This is a genomic window from Brevundimonas vitisensis, assembly GCF_016656965.1.
In the GTDB taxonomy this organism is placed as follows: Bacteria; Pseudomonadota; Alphaproteobacteria; order Caulobacterales; family Caulobacteraceae; genus Brevundimonas; species Brevundimonas vitisensis.
Genome location: NZ_CP067977.1, coordinates 2,450,794 through 2,468,205 on the forward strand (window position 1 = coordinate 2,450,794; position 17,412 = coordinate 2,468,205).

The 17,412-nt window shown below is 61.1% G+C and carries 15 protein-coding genes; 10 read left to right on the forward strand and 5 right to left on the reverse strand.

The genetic code is table 11. The features are described 5' to 3' along the window. Positions 1–30 precede the first annotated feature (30 nt). Positions 31–2,196 (forward strand): DNA-methyltransferase, encoded by a 2,166-nt coding sequence (locus tag JIP62_RS12505; RefSeq protein WP_201102495.1) that lies wholly within the window; start codon positions 31–33, stop codon positions 2,194–2,196. Here the strand turns inward: JIP62_RS12505 and JIP62_RS15320 are convergent. Together JIP62_RS15320 and JIP62_RS12510 are read right to left on the reverse strand one after the other, a co-directional pair. Further along, complete coding sequence (locus JIP62_RS15320; protein WP_330999926.1) at positions 2,130–2,360, reverse strand: DUF6626 family protein; 231 nt, start codon at positions 2,358–2,360, stop codon at positions 2,130–2,132. The genes JIP62_RS12505 and JIP62_RS15320 overlap by 67 nt on opposite strands. Positions 2,361–2,413: 53 nt before the next feature. Then, entirely contained in the window at positions 2,414–2,992 is a 579-nt protein-coding gene (locus tag JIP62_RS12510; protein ID WP_201102496.1) for a hypothetical protein, read from the reverse strand. Between the two features lie 79 nt (positions 2,993–3,071). Between JIP62_RS12510 and JIP62_RS12515 the strand changes: the two genes are divergently transcribed. Genes JIP62_RS12515 through JIP62_RS12535 form a run of 5 tightly spaced genes read left to right on the forward strand, consistent with a single transcriptional unit; the run spans position 3,072 to position 10,260 of the window. Next, positions 3,072–4,571 carry a type I restriction-modification system subunit M gene (locus JIP62_RS12515; protein ID WP_201102497.1) on the forward strand — a complete coding sequence of 500 codons (1,500 nt, stop codon included), beginning with the start codon at positions 3,072–3,074 and terminating at the stop codon, positions 4,569–4,571. After that, positions 4,561–5,721, forward strand: a complete 1,161-nt coding sequence (locus JIP62_RS12520; protein WP_201102498.1) for a restriction endonuclease subunit S — start codon at positions 4,561–4,563, stop codon at positions 5,719–5,721. The genes JIP62_RS12515 and JIP62_RS12520 overlap by 11 nt, the downstream gene beginning before the upstream one ends. After that, positions 5,718–8,765 carry a type I restriction endonuclease subunit R gene (locus JIP62_RS12525; RefSeq protein ID WP_201102499.1) on the forward strand — a complete coding sequence of 1,016 codons (3,048 nt, stop codon included), beginning with the start codon at positions 5,718–5,720 and terminating at the stop codon, positions 8,763–8,765. Before JIP62_RS12520 ends, JIP62_RS12525 begins: the two co-directional genes overlap by 4 nt. Continuing rightward, positions 8,765–9,538 (forward strand): M48 family metallopeptidase, encoded by a 774-nt coding sequence (locus JIP62_RS12530; RefSeq protein WP_201102500.1) that lies wholly within the window; start codon positions 8,765–8,767, stop codon positions 9,536–9,538. Before JIP62_RS12525 ends, JIP62_RS12530 begins: the two co-directional genes overlap by 1 nt. Continuing rightward, positions 9,538–10,260 (forward strand): HNH endonuclease, encoded by a 723-nt coding sequence (locus tag JIP62_RS12535; protein ID WP_201102501.1) that lies wholly within the window; start codon positions 9,538–9,540, stop codon positions 10,258–10,260. Before JIP62_RS12530 ends, JIP62_RS12535 begins: the two co-directional genes overlap by 1 nt. 7 nt (positions 10,261–10,267) lie before the next feature. Here the strand turns inward: JIP62_RS12535 and JIP62_RS12540 are convergent, their stop codons facing one another. Genes JIP62_RS12540 through JIP62_RS12550 form a run of 3 tightly spaced genes read right to left on the reverse strand, consistent with a single transcriptional unit; the run spans position 10,268 to position 12,673 of the window. After that, positions 10,268–11,260, reverse strand: coding sequence for a hypothetical protein (locus JIP62_RS12540; RefSeq protein WP_201102502.1), 993 nt, complete (start codon positions 11,258–11,260; stop codon positions 10,268–10,270). Next, on the reverse strand, positions 11,253–11,627 hold the full coding sequence (locus JIP62_RS12545; protein WP_201102503.1) for a hypothetical protein: 375 nt from the start codon (positions 11,625–11,627) through the stop codon (positions 11,253–11,255). The genes JIP62_RS12540 and JIP62_RS12545 overlap by 8 nt, the downstream gene beginning before the upstream one ends. A gap of 59 nt (positions 11,628–11,686) precedes the next feature. After that, positions 11,687–12,673 (reverse strand): hypothetical protein, encoded by a 987-nt coding sequence (locus JIP62_RS12550; protein WP_201102504.1) that lies wholly within the window; start codon positions 12,671–12,673, stop codon positions 11,687–11,689. Between the two features lie 121 nt (positions 12,674–12,794). Between JIP62_RS12550 and JIP62_RS12555 the strand changes: the two genes are divergently transcribed. The 4 genes from JIP62_RS12555 (at position 12,795) to JIP62_RS12570 (ending at position 17,328) form a co-directional block, all read left to right on the forward strand. Further along, the gene (locus tag JIP62_RS12555; protein WP_201102505.1) at positions 12,795–13,169 is read left to right on the forward strand and encodes a LexA family protein; all 375 of its coding nucleotides are present in this window, start codon (positions 12,795–12,797) and stop codon (positions 13,167–13,169) included. Further along, the gene (locus JIP62_RS12560; protein ID WP_201102506.1) at positions 13,169–14,407 is read left to right on the forward strand and encodes a Y-family DNA polymerase; all 1,239 of its coding nucleotides are present in this window, start codon (positions 13,169–13,171) and stop codon (positions 14,405–14,407) included. The genes JIP62_RS12555 and JIP62_RS12560 overlap by 1 nt, the downstream gene beginning before the upstream one ends. Before the next feature lie 106 nt (positions 14,408–14,513). Then, entirely contained in the window at positions 14,514–15,173 is a 660-nt protein-coding gene (locus tag JIP62_RS12565) for an 8-oxoguanine DNA glycosylase OGG fold protein (RefSeq protein ID WP_201102507.1), read from the forward strand. Between the two features lie 1,363 nt (positions 15,174–16,536). Next, positions 16,537–17,328, forward strand: a complete 792-nt coding sequence (locus JIP62_RS12570; protein WP_201102493.1) for a DUF5677 domain-containing protein — start codon at positions 16,537–16,539, stop codon at positions 17,326–17,328. Positions 17,329–17,412: the final 84 nt, after the last annotated feature.

Below are 17,412 nucleotides of genomic sequence, written 5' to 3' on the forward strand. Positions count from 1 at the left end.
ATCACCAACCGATGAGGACGTCACAAACACATGGTCATCCGCCGCCAGAAGGTCGCTCAAGTTCAGAAGGCTCCGGCCGCCAACGACAACCTGCCCACCACCACGCCGCCGCCCGCCGCGCCGACCGCGCGACTGGTGAAGGGTGAGTGCGTCGCATTCATGGACTCCATGGTCGCCGGGTCGGTCGATCTGGTCGTGACGTCGCCGCCCTATCTGAACATCGGCATGCACTACGGCGACACGTTCGCGAGCATCGAGGACTACATCGAGTTCTCGCGCCAATGGATCACGGCAGCGGCTCGTGTGCTGAAACCCGGCGGCGCGATGTGGATCAACGTCGGCATGCATAAGGCCGGGCCAAACAGCCGTGTTCCCATCACCTATTATCTGTTCCCCCTGATCGCAGGCACCGGCCTGACCTTCGTTCAGGAGATTGTCTGGGACCGCCGCGCCCAGCAGAACACCACCCAACGCTTCTCCACTCGCTCGGAACGCTGGCTGTATCTGGTGAAGCCCGGCGTGCTGAAGGGCGCGCGCGGTCGTCCGAAGACGATCTACCCCACCTTCAATCTCGACGATGTGCGACGTCCCTCGACATCGGCTGACAAGCGCAACAATCCGGCGGGTGCCAACCCCGCCGACATCTGGGCCTTCACGCAGGTTCACGGCACGGCCAAGGAGCGAACCAGCCACCCGTGCCCGTTCCCGCAAGCCATGATCGAACGCATCGTGCTGGCGTGCTCGAACCCCGGAGATGTCGTGCTCGACCCGTTCGGCGGCTCGGGGACGACGGGTGCGGCGGCTATCGAACACGGTCGTTCTGCGGTTCTCATCGAACGTGAGCCGAGTTACTGGCCGATCATCGAGAAGCGTTTGGGACTGGTTGATCGCCATGTCGTTGGCAGGACCGAGACCGGCGTCGAGCTTTTCGCCGACTTTCACAATGGGGACGCCATCGAGAAGATGAAGCTGATCCCATCGAAATCGGTGAACCTGATCCTTGTCGATCCGCCTTACGGCACCACGAACTGCGAATGGGACCAAACCCTTCCGGCGGCCGAGATGTGGAGCGAATACGAACGCATCCTCGCTCCCAATGGCATGATCGTGATCCATGCCGCACAGCCGTTCTCCATCGACTTGATCCTGTCGAACCGCCCTTGGTTCAGACAGCAACTGATCTGGAAGAAGAATCGCCCGGTCGGGTTCCTTCACTCCAATCGGCGTCATCTGGCGAGCCATGAGGAGGTGCTCGTGTTCGCGCGCCCTCGTGGAAAGATGACCTACAATCCGCAGGGTGTGACGCCGAAGGCCGCCAAGGTCACTCGTCGCGGGAAGGTGGGAGCCGTCTACCGGGATACCTACACCAAGGGCGAATGGACGAACGACACCGCGAACTATCCGCAATCGGTGCTGGAGTTCGATTGCGAGCGTGACCACGGCCATCCCACCCAGAAGCCTCAAGCTCTGGCGGAATATCTGATCCGCACTTACTCCAACCCCGGAGAGGTCGTGCTCGACCACTGCTACGGCAGCGGGACGACCGGCGCCGCCGCGATGGCTACGGGTCGCAGTTTCATCGGCGTCGAACGTGATGCTGTTTGGTTTGTGAAAGGGCGCGCTCGTATCCTCGGTGAGGTTCGGACGAGCGAACTCGGCGGCAAATCGGCCGAGAGCTTGGATGCGCGATTTGCATCGCTTTCAACTGGCCGCGTTGAAGCCTCAAGCGGCTCGGAGGCTTGGCCGGAAGACATCTGGCCAGAGGGCCAGCGGCAAGACCTTCGGGATATTACCGGTCACACCGATGAAAACCTCGATCAACCTGTCAGCGGCCTCAAGCGACATGAATTCGAAGTGCTCCAATGCTCGCCACTCGCAGCGTCGGGAAAGTCGATTGGTGGTGAGCCACGCGCTCACATTCGCTTGGTCGCTTACCGGGACAGTGAACATCGTGTTGGACACCGGCCGAAGACCGAGACCGCAGCGAATGAAAACGGCGTCCGCTTCTGTGGCGCAGATGAGGAGTCTGTCCTCCATCGGACTGGAGATGATCGCACCAGTCTTGGTTTGAAGAAGCACGGCCGCCAGCGTAGCGTCACCGTCGTCAGGGAAAAGAACAACGAAGTGGCTCATCTGCGAGCCTCCGGTGTTAGCCAAAGGACTGTCCAGCCCACACGGACGGCCAGCGCGAACTGACCTTCACGCCATAGCGTCTGGAACAGTTCGATGAGCGCGTCGGCCGACGCTTCTCGCCCAGAACGAAGGCACATGTAGTTCTCGGCTCTGCCGAGCCATGCGGACGAGAAGTGCCGACGAGAGTCTGTCAGGCCGCGTTCAAGAAAGTGGTGGTAGATGTCCATACCACCTATTTAGGTCACGGCTCGCAAGCGGTGCGCGGAGATGTAGTCCAGTTCTAATCGTCTCTCATCTTCTCCTTTGCCCTGACGGCAGCGATTTCATCAGCCTTCCCCTGAAGCCACTTTTTGGTGCTCCAATCCGACACCGGCAGTGGGGCACCGAGTTTCCGCGTCTTTCGGAACACCTCGGCAATCGCGATGGCCTCCAAGCCGAGTTTCACCGCGTGATCACGCGCTTCTTCCACGATCTCCTCGTTGATGTGGTCGGAGAGGTCAGAAAGTATTTCGCGGGTGTGGGCGACTCGCACCCGGAACGACAAAGCTTTGGAGGTCAGCTTGATGCCCAGAGCTTTCCACTCGATATCGCTTTTGAAGCTGTTCAACTCTGGGACATTCCCGTGGGACGTTCCAGCGTTTCCAGATGAACTCCAGAACGTGCCGATGTCACCTACGACCGAGGCGCAGCGAGAGGCGTATTCCTCCAGACTTAAGGCGACGAACAATGCAGCGAAGTCAGCGTCTCGGTTTCGGTTCAGCCAGTCCTTAAGCAGGCCAAGGCCGTAGGTCAGGAATGCCGCGATGACCGAAGAGGTCAGGACCAGCGGCCAAAGCTTCGTCCAATCCACCACCATCATTTCCTCCAGCTTCCAACCTTGACCCTGCCGTCATACCTCGATTCAACGATCCCGTGCGGTCATCGCACTGGGGGCTTCAGTGGCTACGCTTACGCAATCCGAACTCGAACGGCATCTCTGGCAAGCGGCGGACATTCTGCGCGGCCATGTCGATGCGGGGAAGTTCAAGGACTACATCTTCGCCCTGCTGTTCTACCGCCGCCTCTGCGACGTATGGGACGAAGAGTTCGAGGTTCTGCTGGCCGAGACCGGCGACCGCGAGGACGCGGCCGATCCTGACGAGCACCGCTTCCACGTCCCGCCGCAGCATCACTGGAACGCGGTCAGGAAGCACGCCACCCAGATCGGCCAGCATCTGAACAACGCCTTCGCCGCCATCGAAGACGCCAATCTGCGTCTGCGCGGCGTGTTCGGGGACGTGGACTTCGCCAATCAGGAACGCTTCCCCGACGCGCGGCTGGAGAAGCTGCTCGCGCACTTCGAGAAGCACCGGCTGCGGAACAGCGACGTGCCGCCCGACATGCTGGGCGACGCCTACATGTATCTGATCGAGCAGTTCGCCGAAGGCGCGGGCAAGAAGGGCGGCGAGTTCTACACGCCTCGACAGGTCGTGAAGCTGATCGTCGAATGCCTCGATCCCCAGCCGGGCATGTCGATCTACGACCCCACCTGCGGCTCGGGCGGCATGCTGCTGGAGGCGGCCCAGCACCTGAAGGACAAGGGCCAAGACCCGCGCAGCCTGTCCCTCTACGGGCAGGAGAAGGAACTGGACACTTGGGCCATCGCCCAGATCAACCTGTTCCTCCACGACATCGACGACGCCTTCATCGCCAAGGGCGACACCCTCCTCGACCCCAAGCGATATGACCCGCGCGCGCAGGAGTTCACGCCCGGCATCGGCGCCTATGACCGGGTGCTGGCCAACCCGCCGTTCTCCGTGAAGGAGTGGGGTCATGAGGTCTGGACCAACGGCGATCCCTTCGGGCGCGATGTATATGGTGTGCCGCCCAAGGGTTATGGCGATCTCGCCTTCGTTCAGCACATGGTCGCCTCGCTGAAGGACGACGGCATGCTGGGCGTGGTGGTGCCGCACGGCGTGCTATTCCGGGGCGGCGCCGAGGGCCGCATCCGCGAGGCCATGCTGAAAGCGGATATCATTGAGGCGGTGATCGGGCTGGCGCCCAACCTCTTCTACGGTGCGGGCATCCCGGCTGCGATCATGATCATCCGCAAGACGAAGCCCGCCGACCGGAAGGGCGAGGTGTTGGTCGTCAACGGCGACTCCATCTTCACGCCGGGCAAGGCCCAGAACCACCTGACCGACGCTAACGTGCGGACGCTGGCCGACGCCTTCCACGGCTTCATCGACATCGAGAAGCTGGCGCGTGTGGTGCCGGTCGAGGAGATCGCGGCCAACGGTTCCAACCTGAACATCAGCCGCTACGTCCAGACCGGTGCTGACGCCGTGGCTGTGGATGTCGCAGCCGAGGTCGCAAAGCTCCAAGACCTGATTGCCAAACGCGACGAAGCCGAGGCGGTGATGTTCGGTCACCTGAAGAGGCTCGGCTATGTCGGGTGAGGTGCCGGAGGGATGGACTTCGGTCACGCTCGGCGAAGTGATCCGATTGGAATACGGCCGTGCTCTTGCCGCCTCCGCGCGCGAACCCGGCGCAATCCCTGTCTATGGCTCCAATGGCATTTGCGGCGAGCATTCCGCTCCGCTTGTGAAAGAACGCGGCATTGTGGTCGGCCGCAAAGGAACTGCTGGTTCTGTGAATGTCACGACAGGCCCGTTCTGGCCTATCGACACTACATACTATGTGGTCCCCCGCGTGGAGTCGGATTTCGATTGGCTGGCGGCGACGTTGGAAAACGCGCGTCTGTCCGAACTGAACGAAGCGACCGGGGTGCCCGGCTTGAATAGGGACAAGGCTTACGGTCAGCGCATCTTGCTCCCCCCGTTAAAAGAGCAGCGGCGGATCGCCGAGGTGCTGCGGTCAGTGGATGACGCTCATCGACTGAACGACTTATCGCTCACCCATCTGCGGCTCCTCCGCAAACTCGCGCTCCGAGACCTGTTTACTGCGGCTGATGGCGAGGAGCCCGAAGACACCATTCTTGGCCCGCTTCCTCATGGGTGGGCAGCTATTCCGGCCGAAGACATTTGCGAGGCCGTGATTGATTGCAAGAACCGAACGCCGCCTATCACGGAAACCGGCTTCGCCGTCGTGCGAACGCCGAATGTGCGTCACGGGCGATTCGTGCGACACGATCTCGTGCGAACTGATCCTGCGTCCTTTGACGAATGGACTCGGCGTGGCCGTCCCAGAGTCGGTGACGTGCTCATCACTCGCGAGGCCCCGATTGGAGAGGTCTGCGCTGTGCCGCACGACGAACCGGTCTGTTTGGGACAAAGAATGATGCTTTACCGCCCCCAGCCGACGAAGCTTGACAGTTCGTTCCTGCTCTATGCGCTCCAGAGTCAGCCGGTTCAGGACCACCTTCGAATTTTGGGAGGTGGTTCAACGGTAGGCCATGTTCGCGTTGGCGATATCCGTCAGCTTCCAATCCCGTGCCCACCGCTCGCGACCCAGATCACCTTGGCAAAGATGCTCGAAGAGATTGATCTCGCGCTTGACCGCGCCGCCGAGTCTCGCGCCCAAACAGGCGACTTGAAGAGCAGTCTCGCTTCCGACCTCCTCTCCGGCCGCGTCAGGGTGCCCGCATGAGCGAATACCGCCTCGCCGAGAAGCCCGCGCTCGATGCCCTGACGGCCATGGGCTACGTCGCGCTTCATCACGAGGCGGCGATGCTGATGCGGCAGGAGGCGAACCGCGTCCTGCTTAAGCCGGTGATTATCGAAGCCCTTCAGGCTCTGAACGAAGGGCTGGGCGCCGAGGACGCCGAGGCGATCTACAGCGATCTGTCCACCCTGTCGGACAATGAGGAATGGCAGCGTCGGCTGCGCGGCGCCTATTCGCGGCGGCTGAAGGGCGAGGCCAAGGACAAGCCCGTCACCCTGATCGACTTCAAGCGGCCCGATAGGAACCGCTACCACGTCGTGCGCCAGTTCAAGGTCGAGGCGCAGCGGTCGCGCATCGCCGATCTGGTGGTGTTCGTGAACGGCATCCCGCTGGTCGTGATCGAGGCCAAATGTCCGCTGAAGTCGGCGGATCGTTCGGGTCAGGCGTTCGAGCAGATCAAGCAGTATGAGCGCGACATCCCGCGCCTGTTCTATCCCAACGCCTTCAACATCGTCACGGACGGCATGGCGACGCTGTATGGTGCGACCGATGCAAAGGCGAAATTCTATGCGCCTTGGCCTGACCCATTTCCGTTCGAACGCTCGGACTTCACCGACGATCTGACCAAGGACATGTATTGCCTGCTGGAGCCAGCGCGACTGCTGGACCTGCTTGCTCACTTCATAGTCTTCGAGACCGATCCCGACACCGGACGGCGGATCAAGAAGGTCTGCCGCTATCAGCAGTTTCGGGCCGTCAACAAAGCCGTGTATCGCGTCGCTGAAGGGACAAAGAAGAAGGGTCTGATCTGGCACACGCAAGGGTCGGGCAAGAGCCTGACAATGGTGTTCCTCGCCCTGAAGCTAAAGACCCATCTGACGCTGGATGCGCCGACGCTTCAGAATCCGAACATCCTCGTCCTGACCGACCGCATCGACTTGGACGATCAGATATCCAAGACCTTCGTCGCCTGTGGTCTGCCCAACCCGACACAGGCGGCGGACGTAAAGGCGTTGCGCGAGGCTGTAGCGCGCGGCGGCTCGGGCCAAATCCTGCTTTCGACCATCTTCAAGTTCCAAGGCTCCAAGGAGCCGATTCCGAACTCGGAAGACTGGATCGTGTTGGTGGACGAGTGCCACCGCACACAGGAGAAAGACCTCGGCGCCTTCCTTCAGGCGACCCTGCCCGACGCCCGCTACTTCGGCTTCACCGGCACACCGATCAAGAAGGCCGACAAGGACACCTATGCCCGCTTCAGCGAGCCGGGTGAGACCTACCTCGACAAATACGGGATCGACGACGCCGTGCGCGACGGCGCCACCGTGCCGATCCTCTACGAGGGTCGGAAGACCGAATGGTCGATCAACGAGGCCGAGATCGACATCCTGTTCGACCGCTGGTTCGTCGATTTGTCGGATGAGAAGCGCGAGAAGCTGAAGCAGACGGGCGTTAGCCTCGCCCTGATCGCCAAGCACCCCGAGCGCATCAAACTGATCGCACGCGACATCTGGGAGCACTTCAAACAGACCTGTCGCCCGGACGGGTTCAAGGCCCAGATCGTCGCCATCGACCGCGAGTCGGTCGTGCTCTACCGGCTGGCCTTGGCAAAGGTGATCGCCGACGATCTTGCGAAGGACGGCATGGCCGAGGCGGATGCTGCGGCGAAGGCCGAGCGGATGATCGCCTGTGTCTTCTCCAAGAGCCAAGAGGACGACAAGCCGAGCGAGGATACGGACATCGAAACTGTCCGAGCCGAACTGCGCTCGCACTACCTCGATGCTGATGGGGAGAAGGCCGCCAAGAAGGCGTTCAAAGGAAGCGGAGATGAGCCGAGCTTCCTGATCGTGTGCGACAAGTTGCTGACTGGGTTCGACGCGCCGAACGAGCACGTCATGTATCTGGACAAGCCGCTGCGCGAACACGGGCTGCTTCAGGCCATCGCTCGGACCAATCGAACCTGCTCGATCAAGCGACAGGACGGCTCGACCGTCGATAAACCGCACGGCCGGATCGTGGACTACATCGGCGTCACCCAGCACCTCGACGACGCCCTGTCCTCCTACCGCGCTGACGATGTTCAGAACGCGCTACGCGACCTCGACCTGCTGCGTCGCGACCTGCGGAAGACCCACGCCGAATTCAAACGCCAACTTCGGCTGCTCGGTCTCGACGGCATGGACGAGAAGGCCGCCGCCTACGCCATCGAGAAGCTGGTGGCGGATGGCCGCGAGGACGACTGGTTCGAGCTTCAGCGGTTGGGCCGTCATTTCGTGCGGACCTACGGCGACCTGTCGCCCGATCCGGCGATCCTCGATTTCACCGAAGACATGAAGTGGGCCGCGACGTTCCTGCGACTGGCTCAACAGGCGATCACCAAGGACGAGAGCCTCGATCACCTGACCTACTCGGGGAAGATCAGGGACATGCTGGAAGAGCACGTCCGCGCCACCGGCCTGACCACGACCGTCCGCCTTCGCAACATCACCGATCCTGAATTCAAGGACGACTTCCAAACCGAGGAGATGTCGGACGAGGAACTCCACGCGGCATTCGTGCGGAAGTCGGTCGAACTTAAGCGCGTGACCCGCGAACTGGTCGATAAGAACCCGGCTCAATACGGTCGCTTCTCCGAACGGGTGCTGGAGATCATCCGCCGCTTCGAGGAAGGCCAGATCGCCGCCGCCGAGGGCCTGAAGGACTTTGAAGACCTGACGGGCGGCATCGTGGCCGAGGTGGGCGCCCACGACGAACTGGGCATGGACGAGCGCGCCTTCGCCATCCTGCGGATCATCGAGCCGCATGCGCCGGAGGCGGATCACTCCGCGCTCCAGAGCGTCGCCGTCGAGGTGGGCGACCTCTACGCTGGAGCGCAGACCAGCCAGCCATCGTGGTTCTTCATGGACGGCTACAAGAAGGAGCTTCGCCGCGAAGTCCGCAAGCTGCTGCGTCCGCTCGAACTGGACGACGCCAACGCCGTGCGGGACGAGATTGAGGACTACGCCGTCCACGCCTACGCCGAGAGCCATTGATGGGCGTCGTCCGCATTGGCCAGACTGAGGTCGCCTACGAACTTCGCCGATCCGCTGCTGCGTCTGAACGGCGGATCACAGTCACGCCCGGCCACGTCGAGGTGCTGGCTCTCACGACCGACGACGACGCCGAGATCGACGCCTTCCTCGACCGCAAGCGGCAGTGGCTCTTCAACACCCTGCGCGAGCTTGAGACCAAGACGTCGAAGCGGGCGGTCGTGCCCCGGTTCATGACCGGCTCGAAGATTCCGTATCGCGGACGGATGGCTCGGCTGACCGTGCGCCGACACGACGGCGCGCACATCGAGATCGACTACCGCAACGGCTTTCTGGTCGATCTTCCATCATGGGTCCGCGAGGCTGATCAGGACGCCATCGTCGCCACCGAGATCAAGTTGTGGCTGAAGCGTCGCGTGCGTCGGGACGTCATGGACATCGCTGCTGCCTATCGTCGCCGGTTCGATTTGAGGCCGCGCACGATCCGCGTCGCCGACATGAAGACCGGCTGGGGCGCCTGTGGCCCGACCGGCTCCATCCTGATCAACTGGACCCTCGTCTTCGCGCCGAAAACGGTGCTGGAATACGTCGTCGCCCATGAACTGGCGCACCTGACCGTCCGCTCGCATGGCCCCGACTTCTGGGCGCACATGGCGACGCTGATGCCAGACTACGAGCGGCCAAAGGGTTGGCTCGACACGCATCAGGGCGCGCTGGATGCCGCCTTTTTAGATGTTTCCGACAAGGCTTCGGCCCTCGCGACGGGCCACGGCTGATGCGAAACAAGCTCACTGTTGCATCAGTCGAGAAGGCAATTGAGGAATGCCGAACGCTCGGTCATGAGGCGTTTCGACGTCGCTACGGCTTTCACCGCTCCCGCCGTTATTGCCTCATGTATGAAGGCGAGCCTTTCGACACGAAGCCTATCGCCGCCGTCGCATTCAAATATCTTCCAGAGTTCTCGCGGCCACTTACCCCCAAACAGATTTCAGGCGGCATCGCGACCCCGGATTCAGCGGCCAATCTTTTGATTGCCCTTGGGTTTGAGGTTCAGGAGTTGTTTCCGGGTCTTTGGGATCGGGACGACCCTTACGAGCCTACTGACGCTGACGACGGCGAAGATGATTGGCTGGATCAGGACGGGGTAAACGAAGGTGCTCCAGTCCTGAAAGCTCACCTCCGACGTGAGCGGCGATCAGCCGATCTGGCAAAGAAACTCAAAGTCTCAACACTGAAACGCACCGGAAAGCTGTCATGCGTGGTTTGCGAGTTCGACTTCGCCGCGACCTATGGCCCGAAGGGCTCGGGCTACATCGAGGCGCATCACATCGTGCCGCTCGGTGAATCAGACGAGGCGGTGATTACGAGAGCAGCCGACCTCGCATTGGTCTGCGCGAACTGTCATCGCATGGTTCACCGCAGCAGAGGCATGACCTTGGATGACTTGCGTGTCGCTCGACGCGAGGCGTTTGAGGGAAGTTCAAGGTCATTGAAGTGAGCAGACTTCAGCCCCACTCCAACTCCTTCGTGAAGTGCCGGTAGCTGGAGCGACCATCACCGCCTCCAGTCTCGTTGATGCGGGGAATGCCGATCTCGTCGCATTTCGCTTCCACGTCGGCGAACAAGCTCAACGGCACGGGGCGATTTCGTTCGATGTGGACATCTCGGAGGAGCCAGCCCGCTCCGGTAGTCAGGGGGCGGAATTCCACGAGGCATTCGCCCCGGTATTCGGCCAGAGCCATACGGCCGACTGCCGCATCGGCAAGGCGATGACGGAGGCAGTTCCGATAGCGTCGGCCAGCGTCCAACACATCTCTCATCGAGAGCAGCGGACGCAGTTCGTTGTCGCCCGATGCGATGGGATGCGGGGGCAGTTGATCTGCACGTTGTAGGAATCGGTCGAGCAAGCGAGCAAGCGTGGAGGTCGGACGCATCAAGTCGATAGCTCCAGCTACCACCTCATCGGTCGCTTTCGAGTTCAGCGACTGAATGAAGCCGATGGCCTGATTAAACATCAGGGCTTCGCCGCCGCTGTCGATCCGCTCCAGTGTGTTGGCGTGACGCCAGCGCGGGTCCAACGATTGCAGGACATCCAGCTTCCGGCATGTGATCCGGCCTGAACCGCGCAAAGCGTCGGCGGCTCGCGCATCACTGTCGGCGATGAGGGCGCGCAAGGCGATGTAGTCCTTGGCGCGCGGCAGAGGTCGTTCGCCGATCTGCGTCAGCATGCTGGCAAAGCCTTCGGGGACTTCACCGAACGCCCGTCGCAGGATGTCGCCGGGGCGGCCATGGCGGATCACCTCGGCGAACGACATCGGGAGAAGATCGTCACCTGCATCGCAGAGGCCGACCTGCTCTTCCCGAGATGCCAGCGCAGCGAAGATCGCCTGTCGGCGGGCGGGCGCCGCCGTCAGCACGCGGGCCAGAACACCGGGGGCGGCGTCATCCAGCTTCACCAGAGCTTCCGTGCACCAGCCGAGCAAGCCTCCATCACGCATGGGCGGCCTCCCATGGGAAACGACCCCGCCCTTGATTGTTCGGCGCGCTCTGGAACGCGACCCACCGCCACTTCCGCGTTTCAGCCGGGGTTGTCGGCAGGTCGAAGATGATCCGCTGCGGTTCGTTTGTCAGATCGTTCAGGATCGCCTGAACTGCTATCCCCTGCGGCATCGCCACGGGCACGGTGGCATGCCCTTCGGCCTCGGCCGGAGGCTCGACAAAAAGCCATTCCGTCGTTGATAGCCACTGATGTCGGCCCGCGATGTGGTTCAGGAATGCTTCGAGTTCGATGCCATCGACTTCGCCAGCTTCGTCAAGGACTACGCTGACTGCGAGACATCGCAGCGGTTCTTCGAACGGTGCCAACTGACCTCCATTTTCTGTGGAGGTTCAGGGTCTCATGGAAGCCGAATCCGTCAACCAGATCAGGTCGACAGGTCTCGAAGCAAAATCGCGGTCTGGCCCTCCACCAAAGCTATTCTTTGCTCGCTGCTTTCAGTGAAGCGCGAATAAGCTTGGCGCATCCTCACGGTAGTGTTCGAAAAATGCTCGTTAAGGGGCGTTCCAATAGACCCGTGAGCAATCCTGTCACGATACTGCGCCGTCAGATCAAACGCCGCACATCTGTCTACTTCAAATATGCTTGTAGAAGATTTCGCCCTATCCCAGCACCCCAGACTCGCTGCCTCCGCCCCCCACATCCCTCCCTCTGATAACGACGCATTTAACTCACCAATGCCCGTTTCAATGGCATCAGCCATCCCGTAGGTGACCCCCTCGATTACCGAGCCTTTTTGCTCGTAGCCCTGTGGGATATCCGCCGAGACAGGTGGCGTAGCAGAATACTGTGGACCGCCTTGCTCGTAGCTGTCTTGCAGCCTGAAGTTGGCCATTGGGTTTTCAGTTTCTCGGGCGGTCTGCGCGGTGAGCATGGGGATGAGGAAGATTGCCCCTCCAATCACTGCGACGATGGCGATGAGCATCCATCCGACCGAGTTATCCTTCTTTGCGGCGGTTGGCTCTGGCACAGCAGCAGGGGCGACAGGCGTAGGCGCAACGACCTTCCTCATGATCGCGGAGGCGCGCTGCACTGCGGCAGTCATGCGCTCTGCAAACTCCTTCTTGGCCATCAAAGTCAGGAAGTCATTGCTGTCGTCCGTCTCGGCATCGAAACTGACTGCCACGGCGTGTTCCCCCGCCAGAACGATAGCCGAAAGGAACTCGGGTTTGCCCGGCATCCTGACGTATCCGACGTAGATGTCGTCGCTTTCGATGTGATCGAACTTGCGCGCCGTGCTCCCGTATTTTCGGAAGTAGTCTCGGACATTGTGGGGGGCGACGTTTTTGATCAGCGTTCCGCCGTCATAAGCCTCGTATGACGTCACCAGTTTCGCGATCAGTTCGACCTTCACGCTCCGCGCAAAGTTAGACGCCAACGACATTACAACCCCCGATTTTTGAACCCCATACCTTCCACAGGCAAGGGAGCCAACCCGTCTTGAGGGCGGAACAAAAAAAGAACATTAGTGCTGCATGGGTGCAGCCGCTTACAAAGGTGCCGAGACAACAGGCTTCCAAAGCCCGGCGCAGGATCACGTCGAGGCCGTGCCCGATCTGGCCGATTTGCTGGAGCTACGTCGGCCCCAGCGATACGCAGTGAGGGTCAAGGGTGAAGGGCTACGGAAGCGCGGCATCCATGGCGGCGACATCCTTGTGGTCAACACTGACGCCGAGCCACGCTCGGGGAAGGTCTGCGTCGCCTTCCTGCACGGTGATGTGGTCCTCGCGATCCTCACGGAGAGGGATGGGCAGTGGTGGCTCGAACCCTCGAATGACACGCCGCAGCCGGTCTCCGACGAAACGGGAGTCTGGGCCATGATCGCCGCGTTGGTCAGGACCGATGTCTGATGTTCGGCCTGATCGACGGCAATAACTTCTATGTCTCGTGCGAAAGAGCCTTTGATCCCAGCCTGACCGGCAAGCCAGTGATCGTGCTGTCGAACAACGACGGCTGCGCCATCGCCAGATCAGCCGAGGCGAAAGCCCTCGGGATCAAGATGGGCGAGGTCTGGCACCTGTCGAAGCGGAAGCCGGAGTATCGCGACGTCGTTGCGAAGTCCTCGAACTACGCCCTTTACGGCGACATGAGCCGGAGGGTTTTCGAGGTGCTCTCCGACCATTTCGCGCGGGTCGAACCCTACAGCATCGACGAGATGTTTTTGGACCTGACCGCCTTCGCGAGGGTGGATTACTGCCGCCGGGTTCGAGACCGGGTGCGCCGCATCACCAAGATTCCGACATGCGTCGGCATTGGGCCGACCAAGACGTTGGCCAAGTTGGCGAACAAGCACGCGAAGACGGCAACCGGCGTCTCCGATTTCGGCGATATCGACATCCGGCGCGAAGCGTTCGCCACCATGCCCATCGACGAAATCTGGGGCGTCGGTCGAGCCAACCAGACCAAGCTCAACGACCTCGGCGTTTTCACGGTCGAGCAGTTCGCTGCGCTGCCATCAGCGAGTGTGCGGAAGTTGATGACGGTCACCGGGCAGAGGACTCATGCCGAGTTGAACGGCGTGTCCTGTCTGCCTCTCACGCTGGCGCCGGATCAGAAGCAGACGGCTGCGGTGACGCGGATGTTCGGACGTCCTGTCGAGACATGGACTGACATGCGAGAGGCTCTGGCAGTCCACGCTGGTCGGGCGGCCGAAAAATGTCGCCAGCACGGTCTGGTCGCGAGTGCGATGCAGGTCTTCTTCCACACCCATCCGCACAACGGCGACCCTTGGTATCACGGGCAGAGGTCGTTCGAGATCGAGCCGACTGCCGACAGCTTTGCGATCATCAATCAGGCTGTCGCTGCTGGGCGGTCGATGTGGAAGCCAGACACGCGCTACGCCAAAGCGGGCGTGATCCTGCTGGACCTACAGGCTCAACAGGATGCACCGCGCGATCTCCTGCCGACCGTCGATCCCGTCAGGGCGGAGAAGCTGATGACTGCCCTGGATGCGGTGAATGCCCGCTTTGGCCGGGGAACTCTACGACCCGGCGGGATACGTCAGGTGACGCCATGGTCCACGCGGGCCAACAACCGTTCGTCCAGATACACAACGCGCATCGAGGAACTGATGGAGGTGCGGGCATGAAGCTGGTGCTTGCCGCATTCGATCAGTGAAGAGCTTGGCCGTTAGCGGATCGGGGATTACCAACGCTGGGCACCGCACGCCGTGCGGGCACTTGCCGGGGGGCACCATGACTGACGATATTCTCCAGTTCGCTACGGACGAGAGCTTCCGGTTGAAGAACTGGCGCAAGCATCGTGATGATGAGCGTCACGGGGCACCCTACCAACACGCTGCTGACTACGATGCGCTCGACGGCCAAAGGTTCACCCGCGCCATAGTGTTTGAGCACTTCGACGTCTCCGACCTGAAGGGCGTGATCTCCACGATCAAGTGGGGCTACCCAAAGGGCAGTCTGCCCGGCGGTGGATGGCACGCCTTCTCCGACGCCTTCCGCTCATCCAGCTTCAGCGACGCCCTCAACAGCTTGCGCGCCCAGCCACGCTCGGCAAACGAGACGGTGGCGATGCTGAACATGTGCGTGAAAGGCGTCGGCACAGCGACAACGACCAAGATTGCCTACTTTGCGCGGCTCACGACCAACGAAGGTCCATGTCTGATCTACGACTCCATGGTGCGCCGGGCGATTGCCCAGAGCGCGGAACCGGAGTTCGCGGACCTTAAGGCCACGCTGAACCGGTCAAAGCGTGATCTGACGCCCATCCAACAAGAGCGCACCTACGGTGCCTACATCACCAGCGTTATCGAAACAGCGAAGCGGCGCGGGCTGACGCCTGAAGTTGTTGAACTCGACCTGTTCACGAGCGGACGCCAGCTTCCATCAAAGTGAGATAGGCTGGAGCCGATCTGCCATAGTTGATCCGATGTGCCGAGGCGTCCGAGCTACGCTCGAACGGCTCTCTGCACGCTTGGCTCGCTCACTGCCGTTCGCGGCCAAGACGTTTGAGAGCTACGAGAATGCTTCTTTTGAACTGATCTGCTTCATTCCAAGATCAATTGAACAATTTCCCCTGCCCCTCCCACACACTGATTTCCGGCATCGCCGGGGCAGAAGAGGGAAAGGCAAGGGATGTTCTTCATTCCTGAGTCGGTATGAACCTCGTTCAGCGACGTTCGGGTGTTACCCCGCTGGTGGTTGCCCGGTGCCAGCAAATCGCCCCATCCTGAATAGTGACAGGGGTATCAGAACCACGTCGTCGCTTCGGACGATCCGCTGCCAATCTAATGGCCGGTTAAGAGTGACGTATCACCTCACAACGGTTGACCGCCCATTGCACAGGGGCGGCGCATCTCGCGAGCGCAGAACGAGGGAACGCATCACAAGATTCCGGGGCTTCAACTCTGTCTCGATGGACCCCGAATCGGTTTGCCTACGCCCGTGGCAGCGGACGACGATCCTTGCGGACCATTTATCGTGGACGGCTCCGACAGATCGGATTCCACTTGCCCACCCTTGGCGCCTGCGCCGGTCCTGTATTCCGGCCTTTTCCAGTTCTGCGGGTGGGGCCGCCCGCCTCTATGCCCCCGAGTGTTATGAGCCTCGTCAGATTACGGCCTGACAGCGCGCCGAAATAGAAAACCCCCGGCCGGGTTTGGGGCATCGGCCGGGGCTGGATCATGAGACGCCGAAGGCGACCTCTTGAAACCTGCCCCCGGCTGAAACCCAAACCAGAGAACTTTGATCTATTTATCTATTCTATCCGACAGATCGGCCAATATCATTATTATTCGGCAGTCTTCGATGCCCAAAAACTGGCTGGCCACATAGCCTACCAAAAGACGCCATATGTGTCTTCAGGCCGAAACGCGCTGGCGGAACTTCGACTATACGGGAATGCCGAAGCACCGGCCGAGCACAATCAACGAAATCACGATCTCCGTAAGTGTGAAGACGTGATCGACCCTGCTGATCCTCGTTGGCACATGACCTCCAACGGTGTCCGCCGCCAGATCGGTCTGGAAGTTGGCAGTATAGTCGGAGTGAGGTCGGCCCGATCCTGACAGAGGCTTCAGCCGGATCGGGTGTCATCGACCGGAAGATCGCTCGATAACCCCGTCACGACCGTTCTCGAAAACGGGGGTGGAAATCGCTGTGTTTCACGGCCCGCAAACGCAGTGCTGGCGTAATCGATATTTTGTGCCCGCTTCCATCTGTTTGGTGGATCAGCGACCGATGTCGTTAAGCTGGCCGAATGAGCAGCACGAACATCATCCTTGCGCCTACCCCCGAGATACGCGCGGCGTGCGATCTCATCGACGATGCCATCGGCCGGTTCCTTTCAGCCCGTGGGCGAACGCTTGATGGCTATGCGGAACTCGGCCGATACGAAGCGGATCGGGCCGCCTTGCCGCTGTTCAACGTCGCGATCAGGTCCGTGGAAGGCGTGCTGGCTCTCGCACGAACCGATCTGGTGTTGTTCCCCGCAGCGATGATGGCGGCGCGGGGTGCCTTCGAAACAAGCCTGAAGGCTGCTTGGCTCGTTGACTGTGACGCCCATTTCGACCGTGAACGACGTTGGCTTCAGTTGCTGGAAAGCGAAGAGCGGATGGAGGCTCGGCTGGCGGGCCATCTGGCGAAGGCAGGACAAGACGGCTCTGACCGACTGAAACGACGTGATGAGCTTCGAGCCTTCCGACTTGAGATCGAGCGTCGGTTCCCTGATGGCTACGCGGCATTGAAGGGTGCCCCGTCTGTCGAACAGATGATGGAGACCCTGCACGACCCCCAACTCTACGTCGCCTACATCTATCTTTCGCAGTTCCTGCACGGTGAGCGGGCTGCGGCATCCTACTACACACCGACCAGCCAACCTCGGCGTGACGCGGTGACGGCCGATGATTGGTCCTTCCCGCTCAAGGTGGTGTGGCTGGCCTTCTTCCGTGGCGCACGCAAGCTGCTGGTGCGGTTCGGCGGCGACCCGGACAGCTTCATGTCGGAAGGTGAAGAGGTCGAAGTTCGCAACGCTCTGGCGATGGTCGGATAGGTGGTGCGGTGATTACGGCTGCTATTCACCGCAAAATCTGCGGCGAGGTCGGGGCCGATTTGATTGACGGCCTACCGATCCATG

Excerpts from the sequence above, each read along its gene's own strand:
- JIP62_RS12555 (WP_201102505.1), top strand. The coding sequence starts at position 12,795 with ATGGGTGCAGCCGCTTACAAAGGTGCCGAGACAACAGGCTTCCAAAGC.
- JIP62_RS12535 (WP_201102501.1), top strand. The coding sequence starts at position 9,538 with ATGCGAAACAAGCTCACTGTTGCATCAGTCGAGAAGGCAATTGAGGAA.
- JIP62_RS12505 (WP_201102495.1), top strand. The coding sequence starts at position 31 with ATGGTCATCCGCCGCCAGAAGGTCGCTCAAGTTCAGAAGGCTCCGGCC.
- JIP62_RS12525 (WP_201102499.1), top strand. The coding sequence starts at position 5,718 with ATGAGCGAATACCGCCTCGCCGAGAAGCCCGCGCTCGATGCCCTGACG.
- JIP62_RS12540 (WP_201102502.1), bottom strand. The coding sequence starts at position 11,260 with ATGCGTGATGGAGGCTTGCTCGGCTGGTGCACGGAAGCTCTGGTGAAG.
- JIP62_RS12530 (WP_201102500.1), top strand. The coding sequence starts at position 8,765 with ATGGGCGTCGTCCGCATTGGCCAGACTGAGGTCGCCTACGAACTTCGC.
- JIP62_RS12560 (WP_201102506.1), top strand. The coding sequence starts at position 13,169 with ATGTTCGGCCTGATCGACGGCAATAACTTCTATGTCTCGTGCGAAAGA.
- JIP62_RS15320 (WP_330999926.1), bottom strand. The coding sequence starts at position 2,360 with ATGGACATCTACCACCACTTTCTTGAACGCGGCCTGACAGACTCTCGT.
- JIP62_RS12570 (WP_201102493.1), top strand. The coding sequence starts at position 16,537 with ATGAGCAGCACGAACATCATCCTTGCGCCTACCCCCGAGATACGCGCG.
- JIP62_RS12565 (WP_201102507.1), top strand. The coding sequence starts at position 14,514 with ATGACTGACGATATTCTCCAGTTCGCTACGGACGAGAGCTTCCGGTTG.
- JIP62_RS12520 (WP_201102498.1), top strand. The coding sequence starts at position 4,561 with ATGTCGGGTGAGGTGCCGGAGGGATGGACTTCGGTCACGCTCGGCGAA.
- JIP62_RS12510 (WP_201102496.1), bottom strand. The coding sequence starts at position 2,992 with ATGATGGTGGTGGATTGGACGAAGCTTTGGCCGCTGGTCCTGACCTCT.